We start from the raw sequence: 25,823 nt of genomic DNA, 5'->3' as shown, positions 1-25,823 counted from the left end.
AATTTTGAAGACGAAACAGCATCTGTACCCGAGCACTCTACGCGCTGCCTTTTTCCGGCAACGCGGTTTCATAAAAACAACAGCGAGGTGAAAGCATGTCTGGTAATCGTGGTGTCGTGTATCTCGGCAATGGCAAGGTCGAAGTACAGAAAATCGACTATCCAAAAATGCAGGACCCGCGCGGCAGGAAGATTGAGCACGGCGTCATCCTGCGCGTGGTATCCACCAATATCTGCGGTTCGGACCAGCACATGGTGCGCGGCCGTACCACTGCCCAGGTCGGCCTGGTCCTGGGTCACGAAATCACTGGCGAGGTGGTGGAGAAGGGCAGCGACGTCGAGAACCTGAAGCTCGGCGACCTGGTCTCGGTACCGTTCAACGTGGCTTGCGGGCGCTGCCGTTCCTGCAAGGAGCAACACACCGGGGTCTGCCTGACCGTCAACCCGGCTCGCGCCGGCGGTGCCTACGGCTACGTCGACATGGGCGACTGGACCGGCGGCCAGGCCGAATACGTGCTGGTGCCGTACGCCGACTTCAACCTGCTGAAGCTGCCGGACCGCGACAAGGCCATGGAGAAGATCCGCGACCTGACCTGCCTGTCCGACATCCTGCCGACCGGCTATCACGGCGCGGTAACGGCCGGCGTCGGCCCGGGCAGTACCGTCTACATCGCCGGTGCCGGTCCGGTAGGCCTGGCCGCCGCAGCCTCGGCACGCCTGCTGGGCGCGGCGGTGGTGATCGTTGGCGACGTCAACCCGGTGCGCCTGGCCCACGCCAAGGCGGTGGGTTTCGAGATCGCCGACCTGTCCAAGGACACCCCGCTGCACGAGCAGATCGCCGCACTGCTGGGCGAGCCGGAAGTGGATTGCGCGGTCGACGCGGTGGGCTTTGAGGCCCGTGGCCATGGCCATTCCGGCGCCCAGCACGAAGCGCCGGCCACGGTGCTCAACTCGTTGATGGGTGTGGTGCGGGTTGCCGGCAAGATCGGTATTCCCGGCCTCTACGTCACCGAAGACCCGGGCGCGGTGGATGCAGCGGCCAAGATCGGCAGCCTGAGCATCCGCTTCGGCCTCGGCTGGGCCAAGTCCCACAGCTTCCACACCGGCCAGACCCCGGTGATGAAGTACAACCGCCAACTGATGCAAGCCATCATGTGGGACCGCATCAACATCGCCGAAGTGGTCGGCGTGCAGGTCATCAGCCTGGACGACGCCCCGCGTGGCTACGGCGAATTCGACGCCGGCGTGCCGAAGAAATTCGTCATCGATCCGCACAAGCTGTTCAGCGCGGCGTAAGCCTGCAAAGCAGTAAAAAGGGCGACCCTCGGGTCGCCCTTTTTTATGGCTGACTCGAGCAAAGCCCGACTATGCATCCTGTAGCCGCTGCCGCAGGCTGCGATAAGGTCGGCAGGCCTTTCTGCCAAACCCCCAGCACCCTTCAGATCGCTACGACCGTTCCGGTCGATCGCAGCCTGCGGCAGCGGCTACAGATATTGGCGCTGGAATAACGGTTGTCCGTCCGCGAGGTTCCGGGTATATCCGGGTCGGTTAAATATGGATGCGCCGGTGCGGAACATTGATCCGGTTGTTCCGGTCAAATCCGCAGTTTCCCCGCCGTTGTCACGATGTATTTCTGGTTCAAGAGGTTGTCTCGATGAAAATTTCCCGCAGTGTTGCACTGGCCACGTTGCTGACCCTGGGTGCCAGCCCGGTTTTTGCCGCAGGCTTCAGCCTGAGCGATGCCGCCAATGCGGTGTCCAGCATGCAGGGTGGCGACAAGGCTACCGCTGCCGCTCCAACCTCGCAGACCGCCAATCTGCTCAGTGCCCTTTCGCAACTGGATGTCACGCCGGAGCAGGCGATCGGCGGTACCGGCGCGATGCTGGGCCTGGCGAAGAACCAGCTGAGCAGCACCGACTACTCGCAGCTGAGCAAAAGCGTTCCGGGGCTGGACAAGCTCTCGGGCGGCAACGCGCTGGGCAGCCTGGGCGCCTTGAGTGGCCTGCTCGGGCAGAGCGGTGGCAGCAAGACCGCTGGTCTGGAGAGTGCGCTGGGTAACGTGCAGAACACCAATGACCTGAACAGCGCGTTCAGCGCCCTGGGCATGGACAGCGGCATGATCGGCCAGTTCGCCCCGGTGCTCCTGCAATTCCTGGGTCAGCAGGGCGTGGGCGGTTCGCTGCTCAACAGCCTGGGCGGGATCTGGGGCGTCGGCAGCGGCAGCTGATCAACGGCGCTCGGCGCGCAAGGCGTCGATGCGCTGGTCTTTCTCGGTCCAGAGCTGGTTGACCCAGTTCTGGACGGTCTGGCGAAACGCCGGATCGTTTTCGTAATCCCCCTGCCACAACGCCGGATCCAGTTCACGGGTCTGGATATCGACGATCACCCGCGGCACGTTGCCGCTGATCAGGTCCCAGAAACCGGGAATCTTCTGCTGCGGATAGACCACCGTCACATCGAGGATGGCGTCGAGCTGTTCGCCCATGGCCGCCAGCACGAACGCCACGCCGCCGGCTTTCGGCTTGAGCAGCTGCTTGAAGGGGGATTGCTGCTGCTCGCGCTTGGCCGGTGTGAAGCGGGTGCCTTCCAGGTAGTTGACCACGGTGACCGGCTGGCGCTTGAACAGCTCGCAGGCGGCCTTGGTGATTTCCAGGTCCTTGCCTTGCAGCTCCGGGTTCTTGGCCAGGAAGGCCTTGCTGTAGCGCTTCATGAAGGGGTAATCCAGGGCCCACCAGGCGAGGCCGAGGAAGGGCACCCAGATCAGCTCTTTCTTCAGGAAGAACTTGAAGAAGGGGGTACGGCGGTTGAGGGTCTGGATCAGTGCCGGGATGTCGACCCAGGATTGGTGGTTGCTGATCACCAGATACGAGGTGTCGACCCGCAACTCGTCACCGCCGCGGATGTCCCACTGGGTGGGAATGCACAGGGCGAAGATCAGCTTGTCGATTTCGGCCCAGGTTTCGGCAATCCACATCACCGCCTTCGACGCGCGGTCGCACAGGCGCCCTGGCAGGACCAGCTTGAACAGGGCGAACACCACCAGCGGCCCGAACAGGACCAGGGTGTTGAGCAACAGCAGCAGGGTGACGAAACAGCCGGTGAGCAGGCGGCGCATAAGGAACTCTTGAAAGCCTTTGGGCGCGCCATGATAAGCACCTTCGCCGGGCAGGCCAAATGCTGATGTGCTGACGAATGTTTCACTTCTATGGAGGTATGGTGCACTCAACCGAACAGACCGCAGCTGCGCATTATCCCGTAGGGTAGGAGCGAGGCTTGCCCGCGATGCAGACGCCGCGTGCTGTCTGAGCGGACGCCATCGCGGGCAAGTCGGATCGCCGCCCGCTCGCTCCTACAGATGCATGACCAACAAACGATAGCGAACCAATTGCCCGGCCAGGGTCTAAAATCCTGCCGCCCACTTTCTAAGGAACCTGCTCACGTGAAATCCGTCCTTGCACTCCTGTCCCTGCTGGCGCTGCCGGTCATGGCCGCCGAGCCGACCCTCTACGGGCGCTACGAATACATTCAACTGCCGGAAATCGGCGAAACCCTCAAGGCCAAGATGGACACTGGTGCCCTGACCGCCTCGCTGTCGGCCAAGGACATCCAGACCTTCACCCGCGATGGCGAGGAGTGGGTGCGCTTCCGCCTGGCGACCAAGGACGCCGACGGCAAGGTCTACGAACACAAGGTGGCGCGGATCAGCAAGATCAAGAACCGCGCCGATGAAGACGAAGACAAGGAAGAGGCCCAGGTGGCCAAGCGTCCGGTGGTCGACCTGGAAATGTGCCTGGGCAACGTCAAGCGCACCGTCGAGGTCAACCTGACCGACCGCAGCAGCTTCAACTACCCGCTGCTGATCGGCGCCAAGGCCCTGCGCGAGTTCGGCGCCGCGGTGAACCCGGCTCGGCGTTACACCGCCGATAAACCCGACTGCTGATCAGACCTGATTGACGGCGCATGAGGCATCCGGCACCGTTCTGGCACTTACTTCCCGTGCTTGGATGCCATGCCTCATATCCTGATTGTCGAAGACGAAGCGGCGATTGCCGATACGCTGATTTTTGCCCTGCAGGGTGAAGGTTTCAGCACCACCTGGCTGAATCTCGGGCAGGCGGCGCTGGACTATCAGCGCAGCACGCCGGCGGATCTGCTGATTCTCGACATCGGCCTGCCGGACATCAGCGGCTTCGAAACCTGCAAGCAGTTGCGGCGCTTCAGCGAGGTGCCGGTGATGTTCCTCAGTGCCCGGGACGGTGAAATCGACCGGGTGGTGGGCCTGGAAATCGGCGCCGACGATTATGTGGTCAAGCCCTTCAGCCCGCGCGAGGTCGCCGCAAGGGTCAAGGCCATCCTCAAGCGCATGGCGCCGCGGGCGTCGGTCGAGGCGCCGACTTCGCCGTTCCAGGTCGATACCGACAAGTTCCAGATCAGCTACCGCGGCCAGCCCCTAAGCCTGACCCGCCATGAATTCCGCCTGCTGCATTGCCTGCTGGAACAACCCGAGCGGGTGTTCAGCCGCGAGCAGTTGCTCGATGCCCTGGGGGTGGCGGCGGATGCCGGCTACGAGCGCAGCATCGACAGCCATATCAAGAGCCTGCGGGCCAAGCTGCGGCTGGTGGCGGCCGACGCCGAGCCGATCCAGACCCATCGCGGCCTGGGTTACAGCTACAGCCCGGGGCACAGCTGATGCCGTTGGGAATCCGGATTTTCCTGGTCTACGTCCTGTTCGTCGGCCTGACCGGCTATTTCGTGCTCAGTACGGTGATGGAGGAAATCCGCCCGGGCGTGCGCCAGTCCACCGAAGAAACCCTGGTGGACACCGCTAACCTGCTGGCGGAAATCCTCCGTGACGACTTCAAGGCCGGCACCCTCAGCGAGAACCGCTGGCCGGAACTGCTCAAGGCCTATGGCGAGCGGCAGCCGGCGGCGACCATCTGGGGTCTGCCGAAGAACCAGGTCAATCACCGCATCTACGTCACCGATGCCCAGGGCAAGGTGGTGCTGGACTCCAGCGGCCTGGCGGTCGGCCAGGATTATTCGCGCTGGAACGACGTGTACCTGACCCTGCGCGGCCAATACGGCGCGCGCTCCTCGCGCAGCGTGGCCGATGACCCGAACTCCTCGGTGATGCATGTCGGCGCGCCGATTCGCGACAACGGCCGGATCATCGGCGTGGTCACCGTGGCCAAGCCCAACAGTTCCCTGCAACCCTACGTCGACCGCACCGAGCGCCGCCTGCTGTGGTACGGCGCCGGCCTGATCGGCCTCGGCCTGCTGTTCGGCGCCTTGCTGTCCTGGTGGCTGAGCGCTGCCCTGCGCCGCCTGACCGGTTATGCCCAGGCGGTCAGCGAAGGTCGCCGCGCCGAGCTGCCGCACTACCGTGGCGGCGAGCTGGAGCAGCTGGCCACGGCGGTGGAGCACATGCGCACCCAGCTGGAGGGCAAGGCTTATGTCGAGCGTTACGTGCACACCCTGACCCACGAACTGAAAAGCCCGCTGGCGGCGATTCGCGGGGCGGCGGAGTTGTTGCAGAGCGATATGCCCGGTGAGCAGCGCGCACGTTTCGTCAGCAACATCGACAGCGAAAGCGCGCGCATGCAGCACTTGATCGAGCGCTTGCTGAACCTGGCGCAGGTCGAGCAGCGCCATGGCCTGGAAGAGCGGGTAGCGGTGCCGCTGGCGGAGCTGGCGAACCAGGTGCTGGACAGCCAGAAGGCGCGGATCGAGGGCAAGGGCTTGCAGGTCGAACAGCGTATCGAGCCGGGGCTGAAGCTGTCGGGCGAAGCGTTCCTGCTGCGTCAGGCCCTGGGCAACCTGCTGGAAAACGCCCTGGATTTCACCCCCGCCGGTGGCGTGTTGCGCTTGAGCGCCAGCAGAGCGGGCGACCAGTTGCGGTTCAGCCTGTTCAACCAGGCCGAGCCCATCCCGGACTACGCCCTGGCGCGCCTGACCGAACGTTTCTACTCCCTGCCACGGCCCGACAGCGGGCGCAAAAGCACCGGCCTGGGGCTGAACTTCGTCGAAGAGGTGGTGCAGCTGCATGGCGGCCAGATGCAGATCGGCAACGTGGAAGGCGGCGTTGAAGTGACGTTGCAGTTTCCAGTCTGATTCCCTGCGTATACCGTTTTGCGGCTGCTTCGCAGACCGATCGCAGCCTTCGGCAGCGGCTACAAAGTTGGAGTTGTACCCGAGCCCTGTAGCCGCTGGCGCAGCCTGCGTTCGGGCGCGAAGCGGCCGCCAGATCTGTCAGTCACCACATCTTTATGGGGGCCGCCGATAGACGCTCCTGAAAAGGGCGAGTGGCAATCTCCACACACTCTCCACACTGCCCCCATAAAACCCCCATATGGGCCTCCCAGACTCTCCCTCATTCGAACAGGGAGAGAACCCCATGAACCGCAATCTGACCATGAAGCTCGGGGCGATAGCCCTTTTGATCCTGTTGCTGCTGATCCCGCTGTTGATGATCGACGGGCTGATCCAGGAGCGCCAGGAGCTGCGCGACGGTGTGCTGACCGATATCGCCCGCAGCTCCAGCTACAGCCAGCAACTGAGCGGCCCGCTGCTGGTGGTGCCCTATCGCAAGGTGGTGCGCACCTGGAAAACCAACGAGAAGACCAACAAGCGTTACCAGGAGCAGGGTGAGGAGCGCGGGCAGCTGTATTTCCTACCGGAGCTTTTCGAGCTCGATGGCCAGGTGAAGACCGAATTGCGCGCCCGGGGGATCTACCAGGCCCGGCTGTTCCATGCCAACAACCGCATCAGTGGGCAGTTTGTGCTGCCCGAGCAATTGGGGATCAAGGAAGATTTCGTCGACTACAAGTTCGAGCAGCCGTTTCTCGCCGTGGGCATCAGCGACATTCGCGGCATCGAACAGGCGCTGGCCCTCGATCTGAACGGGCAGAACCTGCCTTTCGCGCCCGGCACCCGGATTGACTGGCTGGGGGAGGGGGTGCACGTCAACCTGCCGCTGCTGGACGGCCAGCGCAGCACCGACCTGGACTTCGCCTTCGACCTGCAACTGCAAGGCACCGGCCAGTTGCAGGTGCTGCCGGTGGGCAAGACCAGCAAGGTGCGCCTGCGCGCCGACTGGCCCCATCCGAGCTTTATCGGCAACTACCTGCCGGCCCAGCGTGAGATTTCCGACCTGGGTTTCGCCGCCAACTGGCAGACCTCGTTCTTCTCCACCAACCTGGAAAGCGCCTTGATCAATTGCCTGGCCAGCGGGCAGTGCGACGAGTTCAAGAACCGCTCCTTCGGCGTGAGTTTCATCGACCCGGTGGACCAGTACCTCAAGAGCGACCGGGCGATCAAATACGCGCTGCTGTTCATCGCCCTGACCTTTGCCGGCTTCTTCCTCTTCGAGGTGCTCAAGAGCCTGGCGGTGCACCCGGTGCAGTACGCCCTGGTGGGCGTGGCCCTGGCGTTCTTCTATCTGTTGCTGCTGTCGCTCTCGGAACACATCGGCTTCGCCCTGGCCTACTTGCTGTCGGCCGGTGCCTGCGTGACGCTGATCGGTTTCTACGTTTGCCATGTATTGCGCAGCCTGGGTCACGGCCTGAGTTTCGCCGTCGGCCTGGCCGCCCTGTATGGCCTATTGTACGGCTTGCTCAGCGCCGAGGATTACGCGCTGCTGATGGGCTCGCTGCTGCTGTTCGGCCTGCTGGGAGTGTTCATGGTGCTGACCCGCAAGCTCGACTGGTACGGCGTAGGCCAGGTCAAACCGGCCCAGCCGCTGACGTTCGAGGCGGAGGTGGCCCATGAGTAGGTCGTTGGGTTTGCGTGAGGACCAGCAGGCGGCGGAAGCCTTGCTGGCGTGGATAGTCGGGTTGTTGCCTGAAGCACCAAGGGGTGGCCATCGCCAGCCGGCTCGCGATAAGCACGGCACGACCGGCACCCTGCTTCAGGTGATGGTCGCGCCCGGAGGCTTCAAGCCGGCGGCTGGGTCGCCAGCATCGAAGGGCGTTGACTGACCTCGGCGTACCAGGCCGCCAGCCGGGGCTGGGCATCGCGCCACTGCAGGTCGGGGTGGCGGAAGTCGAGGTAACCCAGGGCGCAGGCGACGCTGATGGCGGCCACGTCGAAGTGGCTGGCCAGTGCGGCGATCGCATCGGCCTCGAGCACGGCCAGGGCGCGGCGGATCTTGTCGCGCTGGCCATCGAGCCACTGCTCCCAGTGTTTCTCGGGGGCGCGCAGGGCCAGTTCGTAACGGATCAGCACCGAGGCATCCAGGATCCCGTCGGCCAGGGCCGCCAGGGTCAGGCGCCGCCAGCGGGCCGAACCTTCGCGGGGGATCAGTGGGTTGCCGACGTGCTGCTGGTCGAGGTAATCGAGGATCACCCGGCTGTCGTACAGCACGTTGCCGTCGGCCAGGCGCAGGGCGGGAATCTTGCCCAGCGGGTTGTCCTGGTTGAGGGCGGCGTCCGGATTCACCGGAGTCAACTGGCTGGCTTGCAGGGCCACGCGGTCCAGTTGGCCGGTCTCGTGCAGCAGCACCATGACTTTGCGCACGTAAGGTGATGCCGGGTTGTGGAACAGCGTCATGCTGGGGGTGGACATGAATATTCCTCGCGGGTGGAAGTGGAGCGCAGGCTCGCAATCCCGGGGATCTTAACGCAGCCTCTGGCCCCGGCCACAGGGGCGGCATGCAGCACAGACAAGGAGTGATGAATGCGCAGGTCCTATCTTCGACACGGCTTGTACAGCCTGGCCCTGACCCTGTTGGGCGCGCTGGCGGTGTACCTGGCCTTGCAGTTCGAGTTTCGTCGCCACGGCGAGGGTGAGCCGGAGCTGATCATGGCGTTCGCCTACATGGCCTGGTACTGGGCGCTGCCGGCGCTGGCCCTGCCGGCACTGGGCTGCGTCCTGCTGAGCCTGCGGGGCCCTGAACCTGTGACCCGGCCCTGGCGCTGGAGCCTGGCGGCGAGCTATGTACCGCTGCTGGGGCTGGCGCTGTTTTGCGTGCTGGTCGCCGCCGAGGCGCAGCAGGAAAACCGCGTCTTCATTCCGGTACTGCTGGTCGGCCTGGGGCTGTCGCTGTACCTGTGGCGCGGCTTCCCCGCCGCCGGGGTCAGGCCGGAGGCGGGCGGTTGAACAAACCCCGCAGGGCGATCAGCGCTGGAGCGCCCAGGCCGAGCCAGCTCAGGGCGTCCCAGATGCCGTCGCCGAGCAGCGCGGAGAACAGCCCCGCGGCACAGAGCACGGCGATGAACAGCGGCGCGCCGAAGACCTTCCAGAAGTTCGATTGCCGCGGCCTCATGGCGCCACCGCGGCGGGCTCGCCCAAGGCCGGCCTGGCCGCGCGGCGCCGGACTGTCCACAGGTACAGGCCGCTGCCCAGGACGATGATGGTCAGCACATCCAGGGTCGCCCAGAGGATCTTCATCGGCATGCCGCCGTAGTCGCCGAAGTGCAGCGGTTGCGACATGCCCATGGCGTCCATGTACCAGGGGCGTTCGGCCACCGCCGTGACCTCCAGGGTGCTGGCGTCGATCAGCACCGGGGTCAGCAGGTGCGAGGTCAGGTGGGTGCTGCCCTTCATGAACACCGCATAGTGATGCTCACTGGAAAAGCGCGTGCCGGGGAAGGCGATGAAGTCCGGCTGCATGCCCGGCGCCACCTCCTTGGCGATCTCCAGCAGGCGGCTGGCCGGGGCCAGCTGGGTCAGTGGCGGCGCCTCGCGGTACGGCTCGATCATGGCGCTGAGGCTGTCGTTGCGCCAGGCGGCGATCAACAGGTCGGCGCAGGCGCTGATCACCCCGGTGACACCGACCACCAGGACCCAGGTCAGGGTCACCACGCCGATCAGGTTATGCAGGTCCAGCCAGCGCAGGCGGGTGGATTTGTCCTGGCGCACCGTGGCGAATTCCAGCCGGCGCATGAACGGCAGGTACAGCACCACGCCGGAGACGATCGCCAGCACGAACAGCAGCCCCATGAACGCCAGCAGCAGCTTGCCCGGCAGCCCGGCGAACAGGTCCACGTGCAGGCGCAGGATGAACATCATCAGCCCGCCGTTGGCCGAGGGCGTTTCCACCGCTTCGCCGGTGCGGGCGTCGAGCATGAAGGTGTGGGACGAATTGGGCTCGGTGCCGGCGGTCCTGGCCATGATGGTGAGCACGCCGTTGGGGTCTTCCTCGTCCCAGCCGAAATACTGCATGACCTCGCCCGGGCGATGGGCCTCGGCGGCGCGTACCAGCTGCTGCAGGTCCAGCTGCGGGGTGCCGGCGGGCATTTCCCGCAGTTGCGGCGCGTCGCCCAGCAGGTGATCGATCTCGTGGTGAAAGATCAGCGGCAGGCCGGTCAGCGCCAGCATCAGCAGGAACACCGTGCAGATCAGGCTGGTCCAGGTGTGGATAAAGGACCAGCGGCGGATGGTTTTGCTTTTCATTTCTTAGCCTTCAGACACGGCAAAGCCGTCCTTGCTGGACGGCCCGGTGGTTAACTCAGCCGATTACCACTGGTAGGTGGCACTGGCGACCACGCTGCGTTGATCGCCGAAATAGCAGTAGGAACCATCGCAGGTGGACAGGTAGTCCTTGTCGAACAGGTTGGTGGCGTTGAGTTTCAGCGACGCGCCTTTGAGGCTGCTGTCCAGGCGGCCCAAGTCGTAATGCACGGCGGCATCGAACACCGTGTAGGCATTGGCCTTGCCCAGCCAGGTATTGGCCTGGTCGCCATAGGTGTTGCCGGTGTAGCGGGCACCGGCGCCAATGCCGAAACCGTCGAGCACGCCGCTGTGCCAGGTGTAGTCGGTCCACAGCGAGGCTTGCTGGTTTGGCATCAGTTGCAGGCGGTTGCCTTTATAGATGCCTTTTTGCACCTCGGACTTGGCCAGGGTGTAGGCGGCGATGACCTTGAGGTTGTCGGTCACGTCGGACACCGCTTCCAGCTCCAGGCCTTTGACCTTCACTTCGCCGGTCTGGTTGGTCACCGACTCGCCACCGGCACCGATGCTGGTCACCAGCACGTTTTTCTGGGTCAAGTCGTAGACCGCTGCGCTCAGCAGGGTGTTCGAGCCAGGCGGCTGATACTTGATGCCCAGCTCCCATTGCTTGCCCTCGGTGGGTTTATACGACTCGGTGGGGGAGACGCTGGCATTGCTGGCTGGCTGGAAGGATTCGGCGTAGGAGAGGTACGGCACCAGGCCCGAGTCGAACACATAGCTCAGCGCCGCGTTGCCACTGAAGTTCTTGCTGCGATCGGTGTTGGTCACGTCGTTCTTGTTGAAGTAAGTGGTGCCCTGGTGCACCCAGTCTTCACGACCGCCCAGGGTCAGGCGCCATTGGTCCAGGGCCATCTGGTCTTGCGCATAGAGGCCGGTCTGCACGGTTTTCTGGTTGTAGTCGTAGTAAGCGCTGGAGCGCGCCGGCCGTACGATCGGCTTGCCATAGACCGGGTTGAAAATGTTGGTGGTCCCGCCGTCACCGTAAATCGACAGATAGGAAGTGTCGGTGCGTTGGTGATCCAGGCCCAGCAGCAGGGTGTGGGTGATGTCGCCGGTGGCGAAGTCGGCCTGGAAGTTGTTGTCGACCGCGAACTGGCTGATGTCCTCGTCCACGTTGGTCGAGGTACGGCTGATATTGCCTGCCGCATCGGCCGGGGAGTAGGCGTAGGAACCCACGGTCAGTTGCTGGAAGGACAGCTCCGATTTGGTGTAGCGCAGGTTCTGGCGGAACTGCCAGACATCGTTGAAGCGGTGCTCGAAGGCGTAGCCCAGGGCGTAGTAGGTGCGGTCGTAGAACTCGTAGTCCGGGTCGCCGAGGTTCTTGTGATGGGAGACGTCGCCCAGCGGCGATTTGATCTTGGTGCCCTGGATCGGCATGAACTGGCTGGTCGCGCCGGTGTCGTCACGGGTGAACTGCGAGAGCAGGGTCAGCCTGGTATCGGTGTCGATGTTCCAGGTCAGGCTGGGGGCGATGTTGTAGCGCTTGTTGTCGATGTGGTCGACCTGCGTGCCGGCATCCCGCACGACGCCGCTGAGGCCGTAGAGGAACTGGCCTTCATCGTCGATCTTGCCGGTGCTGGCGAAGTTGATCTGGCGGTAGTTGTCACTGCCGTACTGCAGCTGAATGGCATTGCTCGATTCAGCGCTGGGGCGCCTGCTGACCATGTCCAGCAGGCCGCCCGGCGGGGTCTGGCCGTAGACCGACGAGGCCGGGCCGCGCAGCAGGGCAAGGCGGTCGAGGTTCCAGGTTTCGGCTTTTGGGTTGGCATACACGCCGCGGGGCAGTGGCAGGCCGTCGAGGAATTGAGTGGGCTCGAAGCCGCGCACGCGCATCCAGTCATAGCGGGTGTCGCTGCCGTAGCTGGCGGACACAATACCGGGCATGTAACGCACGGCATCATCGAGATTCTGCACGTTGCGGTCTTCCATCTGCTGGCGGGTGGCGACGGAAATCGAACGCGGCGCTTCAACCAGCGAGGTGTCGGTCTTGGTGCCGGCGGCGGTGCGCGTGGCGAGGTAACCGTCCACCGGCCCCCAGGCACTCTCATAAGCCTGCTGGCCAGTAATGCTGGTTTCCGGCAAGGCCACCACACCGTCGGGAATCGCCACCAGGCTGTAGGTGCCGGCGCTGCTTTGTTCCAGTTGCAGGCCGGTGCCGCGCAGGGCTTCGCGCAGGGCGTCGGTGGCATCGAACTGGCCCTTGACCGGGGCCGAGGTCTTGCCGGCGGCCAGGCTCGGGTTGAGGCTCAGGGCCAGGCCGGCCTGGCTGGCGATCTGGTTCAGGGTGCTGGCCAGGGGCGCGGCCGGCAGGTTGTAGGCGCGCACGCCGGACGCCTGTTCGGCGGCGATCAGCGGGGTGCTGGCCAGCGGGGCGCAGAGGGCAATGGCCACGGCCAACAGGCTGGGGCGCAACAGGGTGTCTAGCGAGCGGGACATACGGCGGCTCCTGGATGGAAACATTTCTCAATTGCCTATGTGCCGGACGAGATTCAAAAAGTGATAGGGCGGATTGAAAATAATTTCGATTCACGAAAAAGAGGGCGGTGTTTCGGGTCGGGACAGGCGGTGTCGGGGAGCGTTTTTGCGAGCAGTCGAGGGGGCGCTTGCCGTGAGAAAGATCGTTCCGACGCAGCGTTCTAAGGTTTGGTCTTGCTCTCGGCCCGCGCCACCAGGGTGACCCACCAGGGTGTGTGCCGCTCGATGGCCACGGGCAGGGTGGGCAGCAGCGCGCTCAGGGCCAGGTCGGTGTCGTGCAGCGGGAAGCTGCCGGTGATACGCAGGTCGGCTACGTCGTCGGCCACCCCCAGATGGCCACGGCGATAGCGCCCCAGCTCGCTGACCAGGTCCGCCAGGCGCGCGTTGTCCACCACCAGCATGCCGCGGGTCCAGGCGTCGGCGCCGGGGTTCAGGGCCAGTAGCGGGCCGAGGCCGTCGCGGCGCATCAGCACCTGTTGGCCCTCCTTGAGGATCTGTTCGTCCTGGCCGGACTCCGGCCGCGCGGCCACGGCCGATTGCAGCACGCTCAAGCGCGTGCCCTGTTCCTCGCGCTTGACCAGGAAGCGCGTGCCCAGCGCGCGCATATGGCCTTCGCGGGTCTCGACGATAAAGGGCCGGGCGTCGTTGTGGCCGGTCTCGACCAGGATCTCGCCTTCCCGCAACACGATGCGCCGCTGTTTTTCGTCGAAGCGCACATCCACGGCGCTGTGGGTATTGAGGTTGATCAGCGTGCCGTCGGCCAGGCGCAGGGTGCGCTGTTCGCCGGTGGCGGTGCGCTGGTCGGCGAGCCAGTAATCCAGTTGGCCGTAACGTTCGCCGGCGAACAGGGCCAGGCCGAGCAGCAGGACGACGCTGGCCAGCCCGCTGCCGAGCTTGCGCACGCGGCGGCGGAGGCTGTCCCGCGATTGCAGCAGGGCGCTGCGGGCCGGGCCGCTGGCGACACTGAAACGCTGGTCGAGCATGCCCAACTGGCGCCAGGCGCGGGCGTGTTCTTCATCGGCGGCGTGCCATTTGGCGAATTCTTCGCGCGCCATCGGGTTGCCCTCGCCGGAGTCCAGCGACAGCTGCCAGGCAATTGCCGCGTCCAGTACCCGGGCGGACACCGGTTTGGCGTTGAGCGGGCTCATACCGGCTCACCGTACAGGGCGACGTAGCACTGGCGAATACCCTGGGCCAGGTACTGCCTGACCCGCGGCACGGACACGCCGAGGCGTTCGGCGATTTCCGCGTGGCCGAGGCCGTCGAGGCGGTTATAGAGGAAGGCGGCGCGGGCCTTGCTCGACAGCTTGCCCAGCAGGCGGTCGATGGCCTTGAGGTCTTCAAGGATCAACTGCTGTTCTTCCGGGGAGGGTTGTTCTTCCTCCGGGACCAGCATCAGCTCGGTGAGGTAGGCCTGTTCCAGCGCGGCGCGGCGGAAGTAGTCGAACAGCAGGCCCTTGGCGATGGCCACCAGGAACGCCCGCGGCTCGCGCGGGGCTTTCAGTTCGTCGCGGCCCAGCAGGCGGACGAAGGTGTCCTGGCTCAGGTCCTCGGCCCGTTGCGGGCAGGCCACGTTGCGTCGCAGCCAGGCCAGCAGCCAGCCGCGATGGTCGCGATACAACGCGCCAACGAGGTCACTGTGAGGGCTTTGGGCTGACGACACCTGGGTATCCCAATCGAGAAGTTGAAACTAACGAGAATTATTCGCGATTGTGGCAGGGCGCAAAGAGCCGCGCAATGGGCGCTGGTCGGCCGGGTGTAGCCAATGTTTGCGGGGGAATACGGGAAACCCGGGCTGTAGCCGCTGCCGCAGATCCGGCAACGCGGTCGGTCAGGCAAGTCGCGTTATGCGGATTACGACTGCTGCGCAGTCGATCGCAGGCTGCGCCAGCGGCTACAAGGGGGTTCGTTTTCCGGGTCAGAAGGAGTGCGTCTGTTGCCGGCGCTTCCATTGGCTGAGCCGCTGTTGCAGGTTCAGCGGGCTGTGGATCTGCTGCTGGCGGGCGCGGCTGAACAGGATCAGCGCCAGTTCGGCGGTGGCCAAGGCGTCGGCGGCGGCATGGTGGCGTTCGCCGGCCTGCAGCTTGAAGTAACCCATCCAGTCATCCAGCCCGGCTTCGCGGATATGCGCCTGGGGGCAGAGCAGCGGGGCCATCTCGGCAACGTCGAGGAAGGGATGCTGCAGGCGATAACCCAGGCTGTCCTTCAGGGCCCGGCCGAGCATGTGCTGGTCGAACGGCGCATGGAAGGCCAGCAGAGGGCTGTCGCCGACGAACTCCATGAAATCCAGCAAGGCCTCCACCGGGTCGCTGCCCGCGGCGATCGCACTCGGGCCGAGGCCGTGAATCAGCACGCTGGGGCTGAGCTTGTGGTCGGTACGCTGCAAGGTGCGTTCGAACTGCTGGCCGAAGTCGATGGCGCCGTCTTCGATCATCACCGCGCCAATGGACAACACCTGATCTCGGTTGAGGTTGAGCCCGGTGGTTTCCAGGTCCAGCACCACCCAGCGCTGTTCGCGCAGGCTGCATTCGCCCAACGGCGGGGCGACAGGCAGGCGCTCGCGGCGTTGTTGCTGCTCGGCGTTGAGCGCCGCGTTGGCCGGGCGCAACCAGGCGAACAGGCTCATAGCTGGTACCTCAGCGCCAGGCTGCTTTGCAGGCGCTGGGCCTGGCGCAGCGACTCGCGCAGGATCCGTCGGTCCAGGTGGTTGAGGCTGTCCGGGTCGACGCGGTTGGAGTAGGGCAGGTTCTGCCGGGTCTGCAATTGGTGCTGTTGCATGCGGGTCTGCTGGATGAAGTGATAGGCCTCTTCATACGCGGCGCCGTCGAGGGTTTCGATGACTTCCTTGGCCACTAGCTGACGCAGGCGCTCCAGGGTGTTGTTGGCGTCGATACCATTGGCCAGGGCCAGCAGGCGGGCACCGTCGACGAAGGGGGTGAGGCCCTGGACCTTGAGGTCGAGGGTGGCTTTTTCGCCATTTTTCCTGGCCAGGACGAACTCGCGGAAACGCCCCACCGGCGGGCGCTGGCGCAGCGCGTTTTCGGCCATCATGCGCTGGAACAGGCGGTTGTCGCCGACTTGGTCGAGGATGCCACGGCGCAGTTGGGCACAGCCTTGCTCGTCGCCCCAGACCACCCGCAGATCGAAATAGATGCTCGAACCCAGCAGGTTCTCAGGCGTTGCCTCCCGGATGAAGGCAGCGAAGCGCCGTGCCCATTCGGCGCGGGACAGGCACAGCTCGGGGTTGCCGGCCATGATGTTGCCCTTGCACAGGGTGAAGCCGCACAGCGCCAGGCTCTGGTTGATCTGTTGCGCCAGGGGCAGCAGCTTGCCGCGGATCTGTGCCGCATGGGCCGCGTCGCGCGCTTCGAACAGGATGCCGTTGTCCTGGTCGGTGTGCAGGGTCTGTTCGCGCCGGCCTTCGCTGCCGAAACACAGCCAGCTGAACGGCACGCCCGGGTCGCCCTTGTCGGCCAGGGTCAGTTCGATGACCCGGCACACAGTGTGGTCGTTGAGCAGGGTGATGATGTGGGTGATCTGGGTCGAGGACGCTCCATGGGCCAGCATGCGCTCCACCAGTTGGCCGATCTCGCCACGGATCGCCACCAGGTTGTCGATGCGTGGTGCGTTGCGGATGGTCCGCGCCAGGTGCACCAGGTCGACCCGTTGCAGGGAAAACAGGTCGCGCTCGGAAACCACGCCGCACAGGCGCTGCTCCTTTACCAGGCAGACGTGGGCGATGTGCCGCTCGGTCATGGCGATGGCGGCATCGAATGCGCTGTGGTCCGGCGACAGGGCGAACGGCGCCTGGGTCATGTGCCGTTCGATACCCTGGTTGAAGTCGCTGGTGCCGTCGGCCACCACTTGGCGCAGGTCGCGCAGGGTGAAGATGCCGAGCGGTGCCTTGTGTTCATCCACCACCACTATGCTGCCGACCTGCTGCTCGTGCATCAGGCTCACGGCTTCGCGCAGCGGGGTGGACGGGCTGCAGGTTACCGGATGGCGCATCGCCAGTTCGCCCAGCCGGGTGTTGAGAGAGTATTGGGTGCCGAGGGTTTCCACGGCTTTTTGCTGGACCTGCTGGTTGACCTGGTCCAGCAGGCTGCTGACGCCGCGCAGGGCGAAATCGCGAAACACCGCGCAGAGAGCGAACAGCTTGATGAAGGCCGGCTTGTTCAGTTGCAGGCAGAAGGTGTCCTCGGCCGCCAGGTGTTCGGTGCGGGTGGCGCGCTCACCCAGCAGCGCGGCGAGGGGGAAACACTCGCCGGCGGTGATCTCGAAAGTGGTTTCGGTGCCGCCCTTGAGGGCGTGCTGGCGCTCGCCGACCACCCGGCCCTGCTTGACGATATAGAAGTGTTCGACGGGGCCGTCGGCGGGTTTGATGATGCTCTCGCCGGGGCCGTAGAAACGCAGTTGGCATTGCTCGACCAGGTACGCCAGGTGAGCGTTTTCCATCTGATTGAAAGGGGGGAACCGCTGGAGAAACTGCATCGTGCCGTGGATGTTCTGCAACACCGCGGTTTTCCCTGCCTGGGTGAAGGCATCCGCTTTACTCATAACCATTACCGCAGTCTTTTTGGATTTGTTGTGGTCGGGTCTTGGGTCATGGTCGGTCCCACGCTGCCAGGTGCCCATTGGACGTAAGTCTAGGTAGCGGGTCTGCACCTGTTAATTCGCTTCAAGCAGGTGTCAAAACCGTGAAAAAAGTACTTATCCGACCTCTTGGAAAAAAATCCGACGAAGTGCACATTGGAGGCCTGCTTAGCGATGTCTGACCACTGTGCTAGGGGATCGATTTGAATATGTAGAGAACGCCATGTCCGACCACGATATTTTGAGTGATGCCGAGCGCGAGGCGCTGAACGCCGTGATGCTCGAGCCCGATCTGCCGCCCCAGCGCGTGTTGATCGCCGATGATGACAAGGATGCCCGTGAGTTGCTGTCGGAGATTCTCGGACTCGATGGTATTCGCTGCATGACCGCAGCCAGTGGCAAGGCCGCACTTGAATTGTTGAACTCGAACAAATCGATCGGACTGCTGATCACCGATCTGCGCATGGCCCCCTGCAACGGCCTGGACCTGATACGCCGGGTGCGCGAATCGGAGCGGGCGGCGCTGCCGATCATTATCATTTCCGGGGATGCCGATGTGCGTGACGCCATCGCGGCCATGCACCTGAGCGTGGTGGACTTCCTGCTCAAGCCGATCGACACCGGCAAGCTGCTGGCGCTGGTCAAGCATGAGCTGGGCGTGGTGCGCTAGCGTGAGCCATGAGGTTTCCGGCCCCCACAAAAAAGCCCTGATCTTGCGACCAGGGCTTTTTCTTTTACTGCGTTAACGCAGGATCACAGGCCGTTGCGGGCCTTGAACTCGCGACGACGACGGTGCAGTACCGGCTCGGTGTAGCCATTTGGCTGCTTGGTGCCTTCGATCACCAGTTCGACCGCCGCCTGGAAGGCGATGTTGCTGTCGAAGTTCGGTGCCAGCGGACGGTACAGGGTGTCGCCGGCGTTCTGCCGGTCCACCACGGGCGCCATGCGCTTGAGGCTTTCCATGACCTGGGCTTCGGTGACGACGCCATGGCGCAGCCAGTTGGCGATGTGCTGGCTGGAAATGCGCAGGGTGGCGCGGTCTTCCATCAGGCCGACATCGTTGATGTCCGGCACCTTGGAACAGCCGACGCCCTGGTCGATCCAGCGCACCACGTAACCGAGAATGCCCTGGGCGTTGTTGTCCAGTTCGTTCTTGATCTCTTCGGCCGACCAGTTGGTGTTGCTGGCCAATGGGATGGTCAGGATGTCGTCCACCGAGGCGCGGGCACGCTTGGCCAGCTCGGCCTGGCGGGCGAACACATCGACCTTGTGGTAGTGCAGGGCATGCAGTGCCGCGGCGGTAGGCGAGGGTACCCAAGCGGTGTTGGCGCCGGCCAGCGGATGGGCGATTTTCTGTTCGAGCATGGCGGCCATCAGGTCCGGCATGGCCCACATGCCTTTACCTATCTGCGCGCGGCCTTGCAGGCCGGTGCTCAGGCCGATATCGACGTTCCAGTTCTCGTAGGCGCCGATCCACTTGGCGGCCTTCATCTCGGCCTTGCGCACCACGGCGCCGGCTTCCATGGAGGTGTGGATCTCGTCGCCGGTACGGTCGAGGAAGCCGGTGTTGATGAACACCACGCGCTCGCTGGCGGCCTTGATGCAGGCCTTGAGGTTGACCGTGGTGCGGCGTTCCTCGTCCATGATCCCGACTTTCAGGGTGTTGCGTGGCAGTTCCAGCACGTCTTCGATGCGCCCGAACAGCTCGTTGGTGAACGCGGCTTCTTCCGGACCGTGCATCTTCGGTTTCACGATGTACACCGAGCCGGTACGGCTGTTGGTGCGCGAGGTGTTGCCGTTGAGGTTGTGGATCGCCGCCAGGCTGGTGACCAGGCCGTCGAGGATGCCTTCCGGCACTTCGTTGCCTTGACTGTCGAGGATCGCGTCGATGGTCATCAGGTGGCCGACGTTGCGCACGAACAGCAGCGAGCGACCGTGCAGCTTCACGCTGCCGCCGTTGGGCGCGGTGTATTCGCGGTCGGCGTTCATGGTGCGGGTGAAGCTCTGGCCGCCCTTGGCCACTTCTTCGGCCAGGTCGCCCTTCATCAGGCCGAGCCAGTTGCGGTAGATCACCACCTTGTCGTCGGCGTCGACGGCGGCGACCGAGTCTTCGCAGTCCATGATGGTGGTCAGGGCCGCTTCCATCAGCACGTCTTTGACGCCGGCGGCGTCGGTCTGGCCGACCGGGCTGCTGGCGTCGATCTGGATCTCGAAATGCAGGCCGTTGTGTTTCAGCAGGACCGTGGTCGGGGCCGTGGCATCGCCGTGGTAGCCGATCAGTTGGGCGTCGTCGCGCAGGCCGCTGTTGCTGCCACCCTTGAGGGCGACCACCAGCTTGCCGTCGACGATCTTGTAGCCGGTGGAGTCGACATGGGAGCCGGCGGCCAATGGCGCGGCTTCGTCGAGGAAGGCGCGGGCGAAGGCGATGACCTTGTCGCCGCGCACCTTGTTGTAGCCTTTGCCTTTTTCCGCGCCGTCGGCTTCGCTGATGGCGTCGGTGCCATACAGCGCGTCGTACAGCGAGCCCCAGCGGGCGTTGGAGGCGTTGAGGGCGAAGCGGGCATTCATCACCGGGACCACCAGCTGCGGGCCGGCCGTGCGGGCGATCTCGTCATCGACGTTTTGCGTCGTGGCCTGGAAGTCCGCCGCTTCTGGCAGCAGATAACCGATGTCTTGCAGGAAGGCTTTGTAGGCCACGGCGTCGTGGGCTTGTCCGGCACGGGCTTGGTGCCAGGCATCGATACGCGCCTGGAAATCGTCGCGTTTGGCGAGTAGGGCTTTGTTCTTCGGTGCCAGGTCGTGGATGACCTTGTCGGCGCCGGCCCAGAACTTGTCGGCGGTGAGGCCGGTACCGGGAATGGCTTCGTTGTTCACGAAGTCGAACAGGACTTTGGCGACCTGCAGGCCACCGACTTGAACGTGTTCAGTCATTGCTTGCCTCACTCTGCTCAGCTATTTCGCTTTTCAGCTCTTCAAATTAACAATGAAGCCTCTGGCCATTTAAACCACAAACCCCTCTACCAGTACATGCCATCGCTGGCGGCTGGGATGGTTCCAATCAACGGCTTGAAGCCTTGCTGACAGGGCTTTCAGGGTTGCGACTGCGCCTTGGCAGACATCGATCCAACGTTATGTAGTGCGCGCTGCGGCATACTACATGATGAATTGCGGTTGTGAAAATTAGACTAAATACGTCGTTCCGCGACCCAAGTTCGCTGAACGGTCACGCTGGGGAACAGGATGTTCTCAAAAAACTATTGAATTGTTCCATATAAATCTAAGGAGTTGTACACGATTTATATTCCGACAGCCGGAGCGCGGCGTTTTCCTGCTTTGCGCTTTGCCTGTGGGCGCAAGGGAAGCGGCAGGATGAGCCTTGCCTATACTTGATTTTCTATAACAAAAGTCCTGACAGAGGGTTGCGCCATGGACCACCTCGTACTCACCGTATTCGCCCCGGACAAACCCGGACAGGTCGAGCGCATCGCCCAATGCATCGCCGCGCACGGCGGTAACTGGCTGGAGAGCCGCATGTCGCGCATGGCGGGCCAGTTCGCCGGCATCCTACGGGTCGGCGTGCCGGCGGAAGCCTACGACGAGCTGGTGGACGCCCTGCAAGGCTTGGCGGCCCAGGGCATTCGAGTGCTGATCGCCGAAAGCGGTATCGAACAATCCTGCACCTGGAAGCCGATCGCCATGGAGCTGGTGGGCAATGACCGGCCGGGCATCGTGCGCGACATCACCCGCCTGTTGAGCGAGCAGGGGGTGAACCTGGAGCGACTGGTGACCGAAGTGCGCCCGGCGCCTATGAGCAGCGAGCCGCTGTTCCACGCCGAAGCGATCCTGGCGGTGCCGCTGACCTTGTCCCTCGATGTCTTGCAGTCGCGCCTGGAAACCCTGGCGGATGATTTGATGGTGGAGTTGGTGCTGCGCAGCGAGGTGTGAACCTGAAAGGGCGGGTTATCCAGTTTTAGCGTGCATGCGCCTGTGGATAACCTGTAGAGACCCGCCGCCAGCCCAGGCCAGCCAAGGCTTTGCGGAATCTGATCAAAAAACCAGCAGTTTCAAGGGCTTGTGCACAAACGGCGGGGATCACGCTGTGGATAACCTTGGGAAGGATAGATGCAGGCCACGCCAACCGTGGCCTGTAGAGGTTTGTACGTTTATTGATCAGCTGCGTTTGCGCAGGCTCAACCAGGCATCCACGCTGTACACCGCCAGGCCGGCCCAGATAAACATGAACGCCACCAATGTGCTCGACGACAGGTGCTCGCCGAACAGCAGTACCGCCTGCAGCAGCACCAGGGTTGGCGCCAGGTACTGCAAGAAGCCCAGGGTGGTGTAGGGCAGGTGACGGGCGGCGGCGTTGAAGCACACCAGGGGGATCAATGTGACGGGGCCGGCCGCCACCAGCCACCAGGCCTCGGAACTGGTCCAGAAGGCCGCCTGGGCACTGGTGGCGGTAGGGTTGAACAAGAGCCAGGCGAGGGCAATCGGCACCAGCATCCAGGTTTCCACCACCAGTCCCGGCAGCGCCTTGACTGGCGCTTGCTTGCGGATCAGCCCATAGAAACCGAAGGTCAGTGCCAGCACCAGCGAGACCCAGGGCAGGCTGCCGACCTGCCACACCTGCTGCGCCACGCCGACCGCCGCTAGGCCCACTGCCAGCCACTGCATGCGTCGCAGCCGCTCACCGAGGATCAGCATGCCCAGCAGCACGTTCACCAGCGGGTTGATGTAGTAACCCAGGCTGGCTTCGAGCATGCGTCCGTTGTTCACCGACCAGACATAGGTCAGCCAGTTGGCCGCGATCAGGGTGCCGCTCAGGGCCAGGATCGCCAGGCGCCTGGGGTTGTCCCGCAGCTCGCGCCACCAGCCGGGATGCTTCCAGACCATCAGCAGCAGCGCGCCGAACAGCGCGGACCAGAGCACCCGGTGGATGATGATTTCCACGGCGGGCACATTGGCGATGGCTTTGAAGTAGAGCGGGAACAGGCCCCAGATGATGTAGGCGCTCAGGCCCAGGATGTACCCGCGACGCGGGTTGGCGGCTTGCATGCAGAATCCTTGCTTAGGCAGCTAACTAAAGGCAGTGATTGTAAGGAGGTTTATCAGGCTGTGTCTTTGTCGGTGTAATCCCGGTAACCCGCTGTTGTGATCGATCCGGCTTCTGTAGGAGCGAGGCTTGCCCGCGATCAAGACACCGCGGTGCATCAGACTCATCGCGGCGAGGCTATCGTGGGCAAGCCTCGCTCCTACAGACCCGATGAAGGCTGGGGGGTCAGAACAGCTTCAAGGGTTCTTCGTTGAGCGCCGCAAGTTGCTCGCGCAACGCCAGCACCTGGTCGCCCCAATAACGCTCGCTGCCGAACCAGGGGAAGCTGCGCGGGAAGGCCGGGTCGTCCCAGCGCCGGGCCAGCCAGGCGCTGTAGTGCATCAGGCGCAGGGCGCGCAGCGGTTCGATCAGCGCCAGTTCGCGCGGGTCGAAGTCGTGGAACTCGCTGTAGCCATCCATCAGCTCCGACAGCTGCCCCAGGCATTCCTGGCGATTGCCGGCGAGCATCATCCACAGATCCTGTACCGCCGGGCCCATGCGGCAGTCGTCGAGGTCGACGATATGGAACACCTCGTCGCGGCACATCATATTGCCGGGATGGCAGTCGCCATGCATGCGGATGTTCTGGTGCGGAGTGGCCTGGTAGACCTCTTCCACCCGCTTGAGCAGGTCGCGGGCCACCGACTCATAGGCCGGCAGCAGGCTCTTGGGCACGAAGTCGCCTTCCAGCAGGGTGGCCAGCGAATCGTGGCCGAAGTTCTTCACCCCCAGCGCTTCGCGATGCTCGAACGGGCGGGTGGCGCCGACCGCATGCAGGCGGCCGAGCAATTGCCCCAGGCGATACAGCTGGTCGAGGTTGCCGGGTTCCGGCGCCCGGCCGCCACGGCGCGGGAACAGGGTGAAGCGGAAGCCTTGATGCTCGAACAGGCTTTCGCCCTGGTGAATCAGCGGCGCCACCACCGGCACTTCGCATTCGGCCAGTTCGAAGGTGAAGCGGTGCTCCTCGAGAATCGCCTCGTTGGTCCAGCGCTGCGGGCGGTAGAACTTGGCGATCAGCGGCTCGCCGTCTTCGATGCCGACCTGGTAGACACGGTTTTCGTAACTGTTGAGTGCCAGAACGCGGGCGTCGCTGAGAAAACCGATGCTTTCGACGGCATCGAGGACTAGATCAGGGGTAAGGGTTTCGAACGGGTGAGACATGCTGACTCCTGCGCGCAGCAGGCTGCTGCGTCCGGCCAAGCATGGTAGCGCACGAAGGATGACAGGTGGTGACTGTGAGGTCGCTATCGCGGGCAAGCCTCGCTCCTACAAATCCGTGTAGGGGCGAGGCCTGCTTGCGAAGCAGTGGATCAGGCGCCGACGATGCCGCCATCTTCCCGGGTGATCACCATCACCGAGGAACGCGGCTTACCGTTGGGCAGGTGCTCGGGGAAGGTCGAACCGCCGTTCTCGCCCGGATGCTGGATGCCCACGAACAGGCTTCGCTGATCCGGCGAGAAGCTAATGCCGGTGACCTCGCAGCCTACCGGCCCGACCATGAAGCGGCGGATTTCACCGGTATCCGGGTCGGCGCAGAGCATCTGGTTGTTGCCCATGCCGGCAAAGTCGCCAGCGTTGCTGGAGTCGCCGTCGGTGAGGATCCACAACCGGCCAGACTTGTCGAAGCCCAGGCCGTCGGGGCTGTTGAACATGTTCTGCGGGGTGATGTTCGACGAGCCGCCTTTCGGCTGGCCGGCATGCACGGCCGGGTTGCCGGCGACCACGAACAGGTCCCAGGTGAAGTCCATCGAGCCGTGGTCGCCACGAGCGGTCTGCCAGCGCAGGATCTGCCCGTAGACGTTTTTCTCCCGCGGGTTCGGGCCGCCCACTGGCTGGCCGTCTTCACCGCGTTTGGAGTTGTTGGTCAGGGTGCAGTAGACCTGGCCGTCTTTCGGGCTGACCACGATCCATTCCGGACGGTCCATGCGCGTGGCCTTGACCACGCTGGCCGCCAGGCGGGCGTGGATCAGCACTTCGGCCTGGTCGGCGAAACCGCTGCTGGCGTCGATGCCGTTCTTGCCATGGCTCAGCTCGACCCATTTGCCCTTGCCTTTCGGGTGGTCCGGGTTGCCGTCGCCATTGTCGAAGATCGCCACGTACAGGGTGCCGTGGTCCAGCAGGTCACGGTTGGCCTTGGGGTTGCGGTGGTTGATGCGGTCGCGGCTGACGAACTTGTAGATGAACTCGCCACGCTCGTCGTCGCCCATGTAGACCACGGCGCGTCCGTCGCGGGCTTCGGCCAGGGCGGCGTTCTCATGCTTGAAGCGGCCCAGGGCGGTGCGCTTGATCGGTTTGGATTGCGGGTCGAACGGGTCGATCTCCACGACCCAGCCGTGCCGGTTGAGCTCGTTGGGGTTTTTCGCCAGGTCGAAGCGTGGGTCGAACTGATGCCAGTTGATGTCGCGGCTGCTCGCCGAAGCGCCATAGCGTTTCTGCGCGGCATCGAAGGTCTGCTGGGCGTTGCTGCTGCCGAAGCAGTCGGTGAAGTTCTCTTCACAGGTCAGGTAGGTGCCCCATGGCGTCTTGCCGTTGGCGCAGTTCTGGAAGGTGCCGAGGACTTTCCTGCCGCTCTTGTCGGCGCTGGTTTTCATCAGCGCGTGGCCGGCGGCCGGGCCGCTCAGGCGAATCGGCGCGTTGCCGTGGATGCGTCGGTTGTAGCGCGAGCCCTGGACGAACTGCCATTGGCCGCTGCGGCGCTGCACTTCGATCACCGACACGCCTTCGCTGGCCAGGGCCTTGCGCACGTCTTCCGCCGACTGCGGCATGCCGCCGTGGGGGTAGAGGTAGCGGTAGTTGGTGTATTCGTTGTTGATCGCCATCAGCGCGCGATTCTTGTCGTCCGGGAAGGCGAACAGGCTCATGCCATCGTTGTTGTCACCGAACTGGACTTCCTGGGCCGCGGCGGTGCCATTGCCGCTCGGGTCGAAGGCCGGACCGTTTTTCTGCAGGGGCTGGCCCCAGCTGATCAGGACCGAGGACTTGTAGCCCGGTGGCAGGGTGATGGTGTCGCTGGTGGCGGCGGCAATGCCTTCAAAGCCCAGCAGCTTGCTGGAACCGGCGCTGACGCTGGCGGCCAGCACGCTGCGGCTCAGCAGGTTGCCACCGAGGAACATGGCCGCGCCGCACAGGGCACCGGCGCTGATGAAACCACGGCGGCTGAGGCCGACCATCTTTTCGAGGTCGGTAGGTTGGTCTTCTTCTAGTAGGCTCAT

General features: G+C 64.1%; 22 protein-coding genes. 9 read left to right on the top strand and 13 right to left on the bottom strand.

Annotation, left to right across the window (positions count from 1 at the left end; all coding sequences use genetic code 11):
- The first annotated feature begins 95 nt into the window (after positions 1-95).
- Together fdhA and C4K38_RS29450 are read left to right on the top strand one after the other, a co-directional pair.
- The gene (gene fdhA / locus C4K38_RS29455; RefSeq protein ID WP_053281198.1) at positions 96-1,295 is read left to right on the top strand and encodes a formaldehyde dehydrogenase, glutathione-independent; all 1,200 of its coding nucleotides are present in this window, start codon (positions 96-98) and stop codon (positions 1,293-1,295) included.
- A gap of 358 nt (positions 1,296-1,653) precedes the next feature.
- Positions 1,654-2,226: a DUF2780 domain-containing protein gene (locus tag C4K38_RS29450; protein ID WP_025807292.1), complete on the top strand. Its 573-nt coding sequence runs from the start codon at positions 1,654-1,656 to the stop codon at positions 2,224-2,226.
- Here the strand turns inward: C4K38_RS29450 and C4K38_RS29445 are convergent, their stop codons facing one another.
- A complete protein-coding gene (locus tag C4K38_RS29445; protein WP_053281197.1) occupies positions 2,227-3,114 on the bottom strand; it encodes a 1-acylglycerol-3-phosphate O-acyltransferase, YihG family in 888 nt (295 codons plus the stop codon).
- Between the two features lie 324 nt (positions 3,115-3,438).
- On the opposite strand from C4K38_RS29445, the gene rloA2 reads away from it, so the two are divergent.
- The 4 genes from rloA2 to creD all read left to right on the top strand — a co-directional run bounded on the left by rloA2 (position 3,439) and on the right by creD (position 7,770).
- Entirely contained in the window at positions 3,439-3,939 is a 501-nt protein-coding gene (gene rloA2, locus C4K38_RS29440; RefSeq protein ID WP_053281196.1) for a retropepsin-like aspartic peptidase RloA2, read from the top strand.
- A gap of 69 nt (positions 3,940-4,008) precedes the next feature.
- Positions 4,009-4,689, top strand: coding sequence for a two-component system response regulator CreB (gene creB / locus C4K38_RS29435; RefSeq protein ID WP_053281195.1), 681 nt, complete (start codon positions 4,009-4,011; stop codon positions 4,687-4,689).
- Positions 4,689-6,110: a two-component system sensor histidine kinase CreC gene (gene creC, locus C4K38_RS29430; RefSeq protein ID WP_053281194.1), complete on the top strand. Its 1,422-nt coding sequence runs from the start codon at positions 4,689-4,691 to the stop codon at positions 6,108-6,110. Before creB ends, creC begins: the two co-directional genes overlap by 1 nt.
- 283 nt (positions 6,111-6,393) lie before the next feature.
- A complete protein-coding gene (creD, locus tag C4K38_RS29425) occupies positions 6,394-7,770 on the top strand; it encodes a cell envelope integrity protein CreD (protein WP_053281193.1) in 1,377 nt (458 codons plus the stop codon).
- Positions 7,771-7,931: 161 nt separating this feature from the next.
- On the opposite strand, the gene C4K38_RS29420 is transcribed toward creD, so the two are convergent.
- Positions 7,932-8,561 (bottom strand): glutathione S-transferase, encoded by a 630-nt coding sequence (locus C4K38_RS29420; RefSeq protein ID WP_053281192.1) that lies wholly within the window; start codon positions 8,559-8,561, stop codon positions 7,932-7,934.
- A 111-nt stretch (positions 8,562-8,672) separates the two neighbouring features.
- On the opposite strand from C4K38_RS29420, the gene C4K38_RS29415 reads away from it, so the two are divergent.
- The gene (locus tag C4K38_RS29415; RefSeq protein ID WP_053281191.1) at positions 8,673-9,095 is read left to right on the top strand and encodes a hypothetical protein; all 423 of its coding nucleotides are present in this window, start codon (positions 8,673-8,675) and stop codon (positions 9,093-9,095) included.
- On the opposite strand, the gene C4K38_RS29410 is transcribed toward C4K38_RS29415, so the two are convergent.
- The 7 genes from C4K38_RS29410 to C4K38_RS29380 form a co-directional block, all read right to left on the bottom strand.
- Positions 9,073-9,261: a hypothetical protein gene (locus C4K38_RS29410; protein ID WP_009045929.1), complete on the bottom strand. Its 189-nt coding sequence runs from the start codon at positions 9,259-9,261 to the stop codon at positions 9,073-9,075. The genes C4K38_RS29415 and C4K38_RS29410 overlap by 23 nt on opposite strands.
- Positions 9,258-10,391: a PepSY-associated TM helix domain-containing protein gene (locus C4K38_RS29405; protein WP_053281190.1), complete on the bottom strand. Its 1,134-nt coding sequence runs from the start codon at positions 10,389-10,391 to the stop codon at positions 9,258-9,260. Before C4K38_RS29405 ends, C4K38_RS29410 begins: the two co-directional genes overlap by 4 nt.
- 63 nt (positions 10,392-10,454) lie before the next feature.
- Positions 10,455-12,884 (bottom strand): TonB-dependent siderophore receptor, encoded by a 2,430-nt coding sequence (locus C4K38_RS29400; protein WP_053281189.1) that lies wholly within the window; start codon positions 12,882-12,884, stop codon positions 10,455-10,457.
- 200 nt (positions 12,885-13,084) lie between these two features.
- On the bottom strand, positions 13,085-14,071 hold the full coding sequence (locus C4K38_RS29395) for a FecR domain-containing protein (RefSeq protein ID WP_053281188.1): 987 nt from the start codon (positions 14,069-14,071) through the stop codon (positions 13,085-13,087).
- Positions 14,068-14,586, bottom strand: coding sequence for an RNA polymerase sigma factor (locus C4K38_RS29390; protein ID WP_053281187.1), 519 nt, complete (start codon positions 14,584-14,586; stop codon positions 14,068-14,070). The genes C4K38_RS29395 and C4K38_RS29390 overlap by 4 nt, the downstream gene beginning before the upstream one ends.
- A gap of 255 nt (positions 14,587-14,841) precedes the next feature.
- Positions 14,842-15,549: a 3'-5' exonuclease gene (locus C4K38_RS29385; RefSeq protein WP_053281186.1), complete on the bottom strand. Its 708-nt coding sequence runs from the start codon at positions 15,547-15,549 to the stop codon at positions 14,842-14,844.
- On the bottom strand, positions 15,546-17,486 hold the full coding sequence (locus C4K38_RS29380) for a putative nucleotidyltransferase substrate binding domain-containing protein (protein ID WP_025807306.1): 1,941 nt from the start codon (positions 17,484-17,486) through the stop codon (positions 15,546-15,548). The genes C4K38_RS29385 and C4K38_RS29380 overlap by 4 nt, the downstream gene beginning before the upstream one ends.
- A 253-nt stretch (positions 17,487-17,739) precedes the next feature.
- On the opposite strand from C4K38_RS29380, the gene C4K38_RS29375 reads away from it, so the two are divergent.
- On the top strand, positions 17,740-18,186 hold the full coding sequence (locus C4K38_RS29375) for a response regulator (protein ID WP_053281185.1): 447 nt from the start codon (positions 17,740-17,742) through the stop codon (positions 18,184-18,186).
- Between the two features lie 83 nt (positions 18,187-18,269).
- On the opposite strand, the gene C4K38_RS29370 is transcribed toward C4K38_RS29375, so the two are convergent.
- Entirely contained in the window at positions 18,270-20,447 is a 2,178-nt protein-coding gene (locus C4K38_RS29370; protein WP_053281184.1) for a malate synthase G, read from the bottom strand.
- A gap of 495 nt (positions 20,448-20,942) precedes the next feature.
- Between C4K38_RS29370 and C4K38_RS29365 the strand changes: the two genes are divergently transcribed.
- The gene (locus C4K38_RS29365; RefSeq protein WP_007926052.1) at positions 20,943-21,461 is read left to right on the top strand and encodes a glycine cleavage system transcriptional repressor; all 519 of its coding nucleotides are present in this window, start codon (positions 20,943-20,945) and stop codon (positions 21,459-21,461) included.
- A 225-nt stretch (positions 21,462-21,686) separates the two neighbouring features.
- Here C4K38_RS29365 and rarD read toward each other — a convergent pair whose 3' ends face one another.
- The 3 genes from rarD to C4K38_RS29350 all read right to left on the bottom strand — a co-directional run bounded on the left by rarD (position 21,687) and on the right by C4K38_RS29350 (position 25,823).
- Positions 21,687-22,574 (bottom strand): EamA family transporter RarD, encoded by an 888-nt coding sequence (gene rarD, locus C4K38_RS29360; protein ID WP_053281183.1) that lies wholly within the window; start codon positions 22,572-22,574, stop codon positions 21,687-21,689.
- A 223-nt stretch (positions 22,575-22,797) separates the two neighbouring features.
- The gene (locus C4K38_RS29355; RefSeq protein WP_053281182.1) at positions 22,798-23,772 is read right to left on the bottom strand and encodes a serine/threonine protein kinase; all 975 of its coding nucleotides are present in this window, start codon (positions 23,770-23,772) and stop codon (positions 22,798-22,800) included.
- A gap of 149 nt (positions 23,773-23,921) precedes the next feature.
- Positions 23,922-25,823: a PhoX family protein gene (locus C4K38_RS29350; RefSeq protein WP_053281181.1), complete on the bottom strand. Its 1,902-nt coding sequence runs from the start codon at positions 25,821-25,823 to the stop codon at positions 23,922-23,924.

Origin of the sequence: Pseudomonas chlororaphis subsp. piscium (genome assembly GCF_003850345.1) — a bacterium.
GTDB lineage: Bacteria > Pseudomonadota > Gammaproteobacteria > Pseudomonadales > Pseudomonadaceae > Aquipseudomonas > Aquipseudomonas piscium.
Note: the sequence above shows the minus strand (reverse complement) of the source record. Positions and strands in the feature narration are given on the sequence as shown.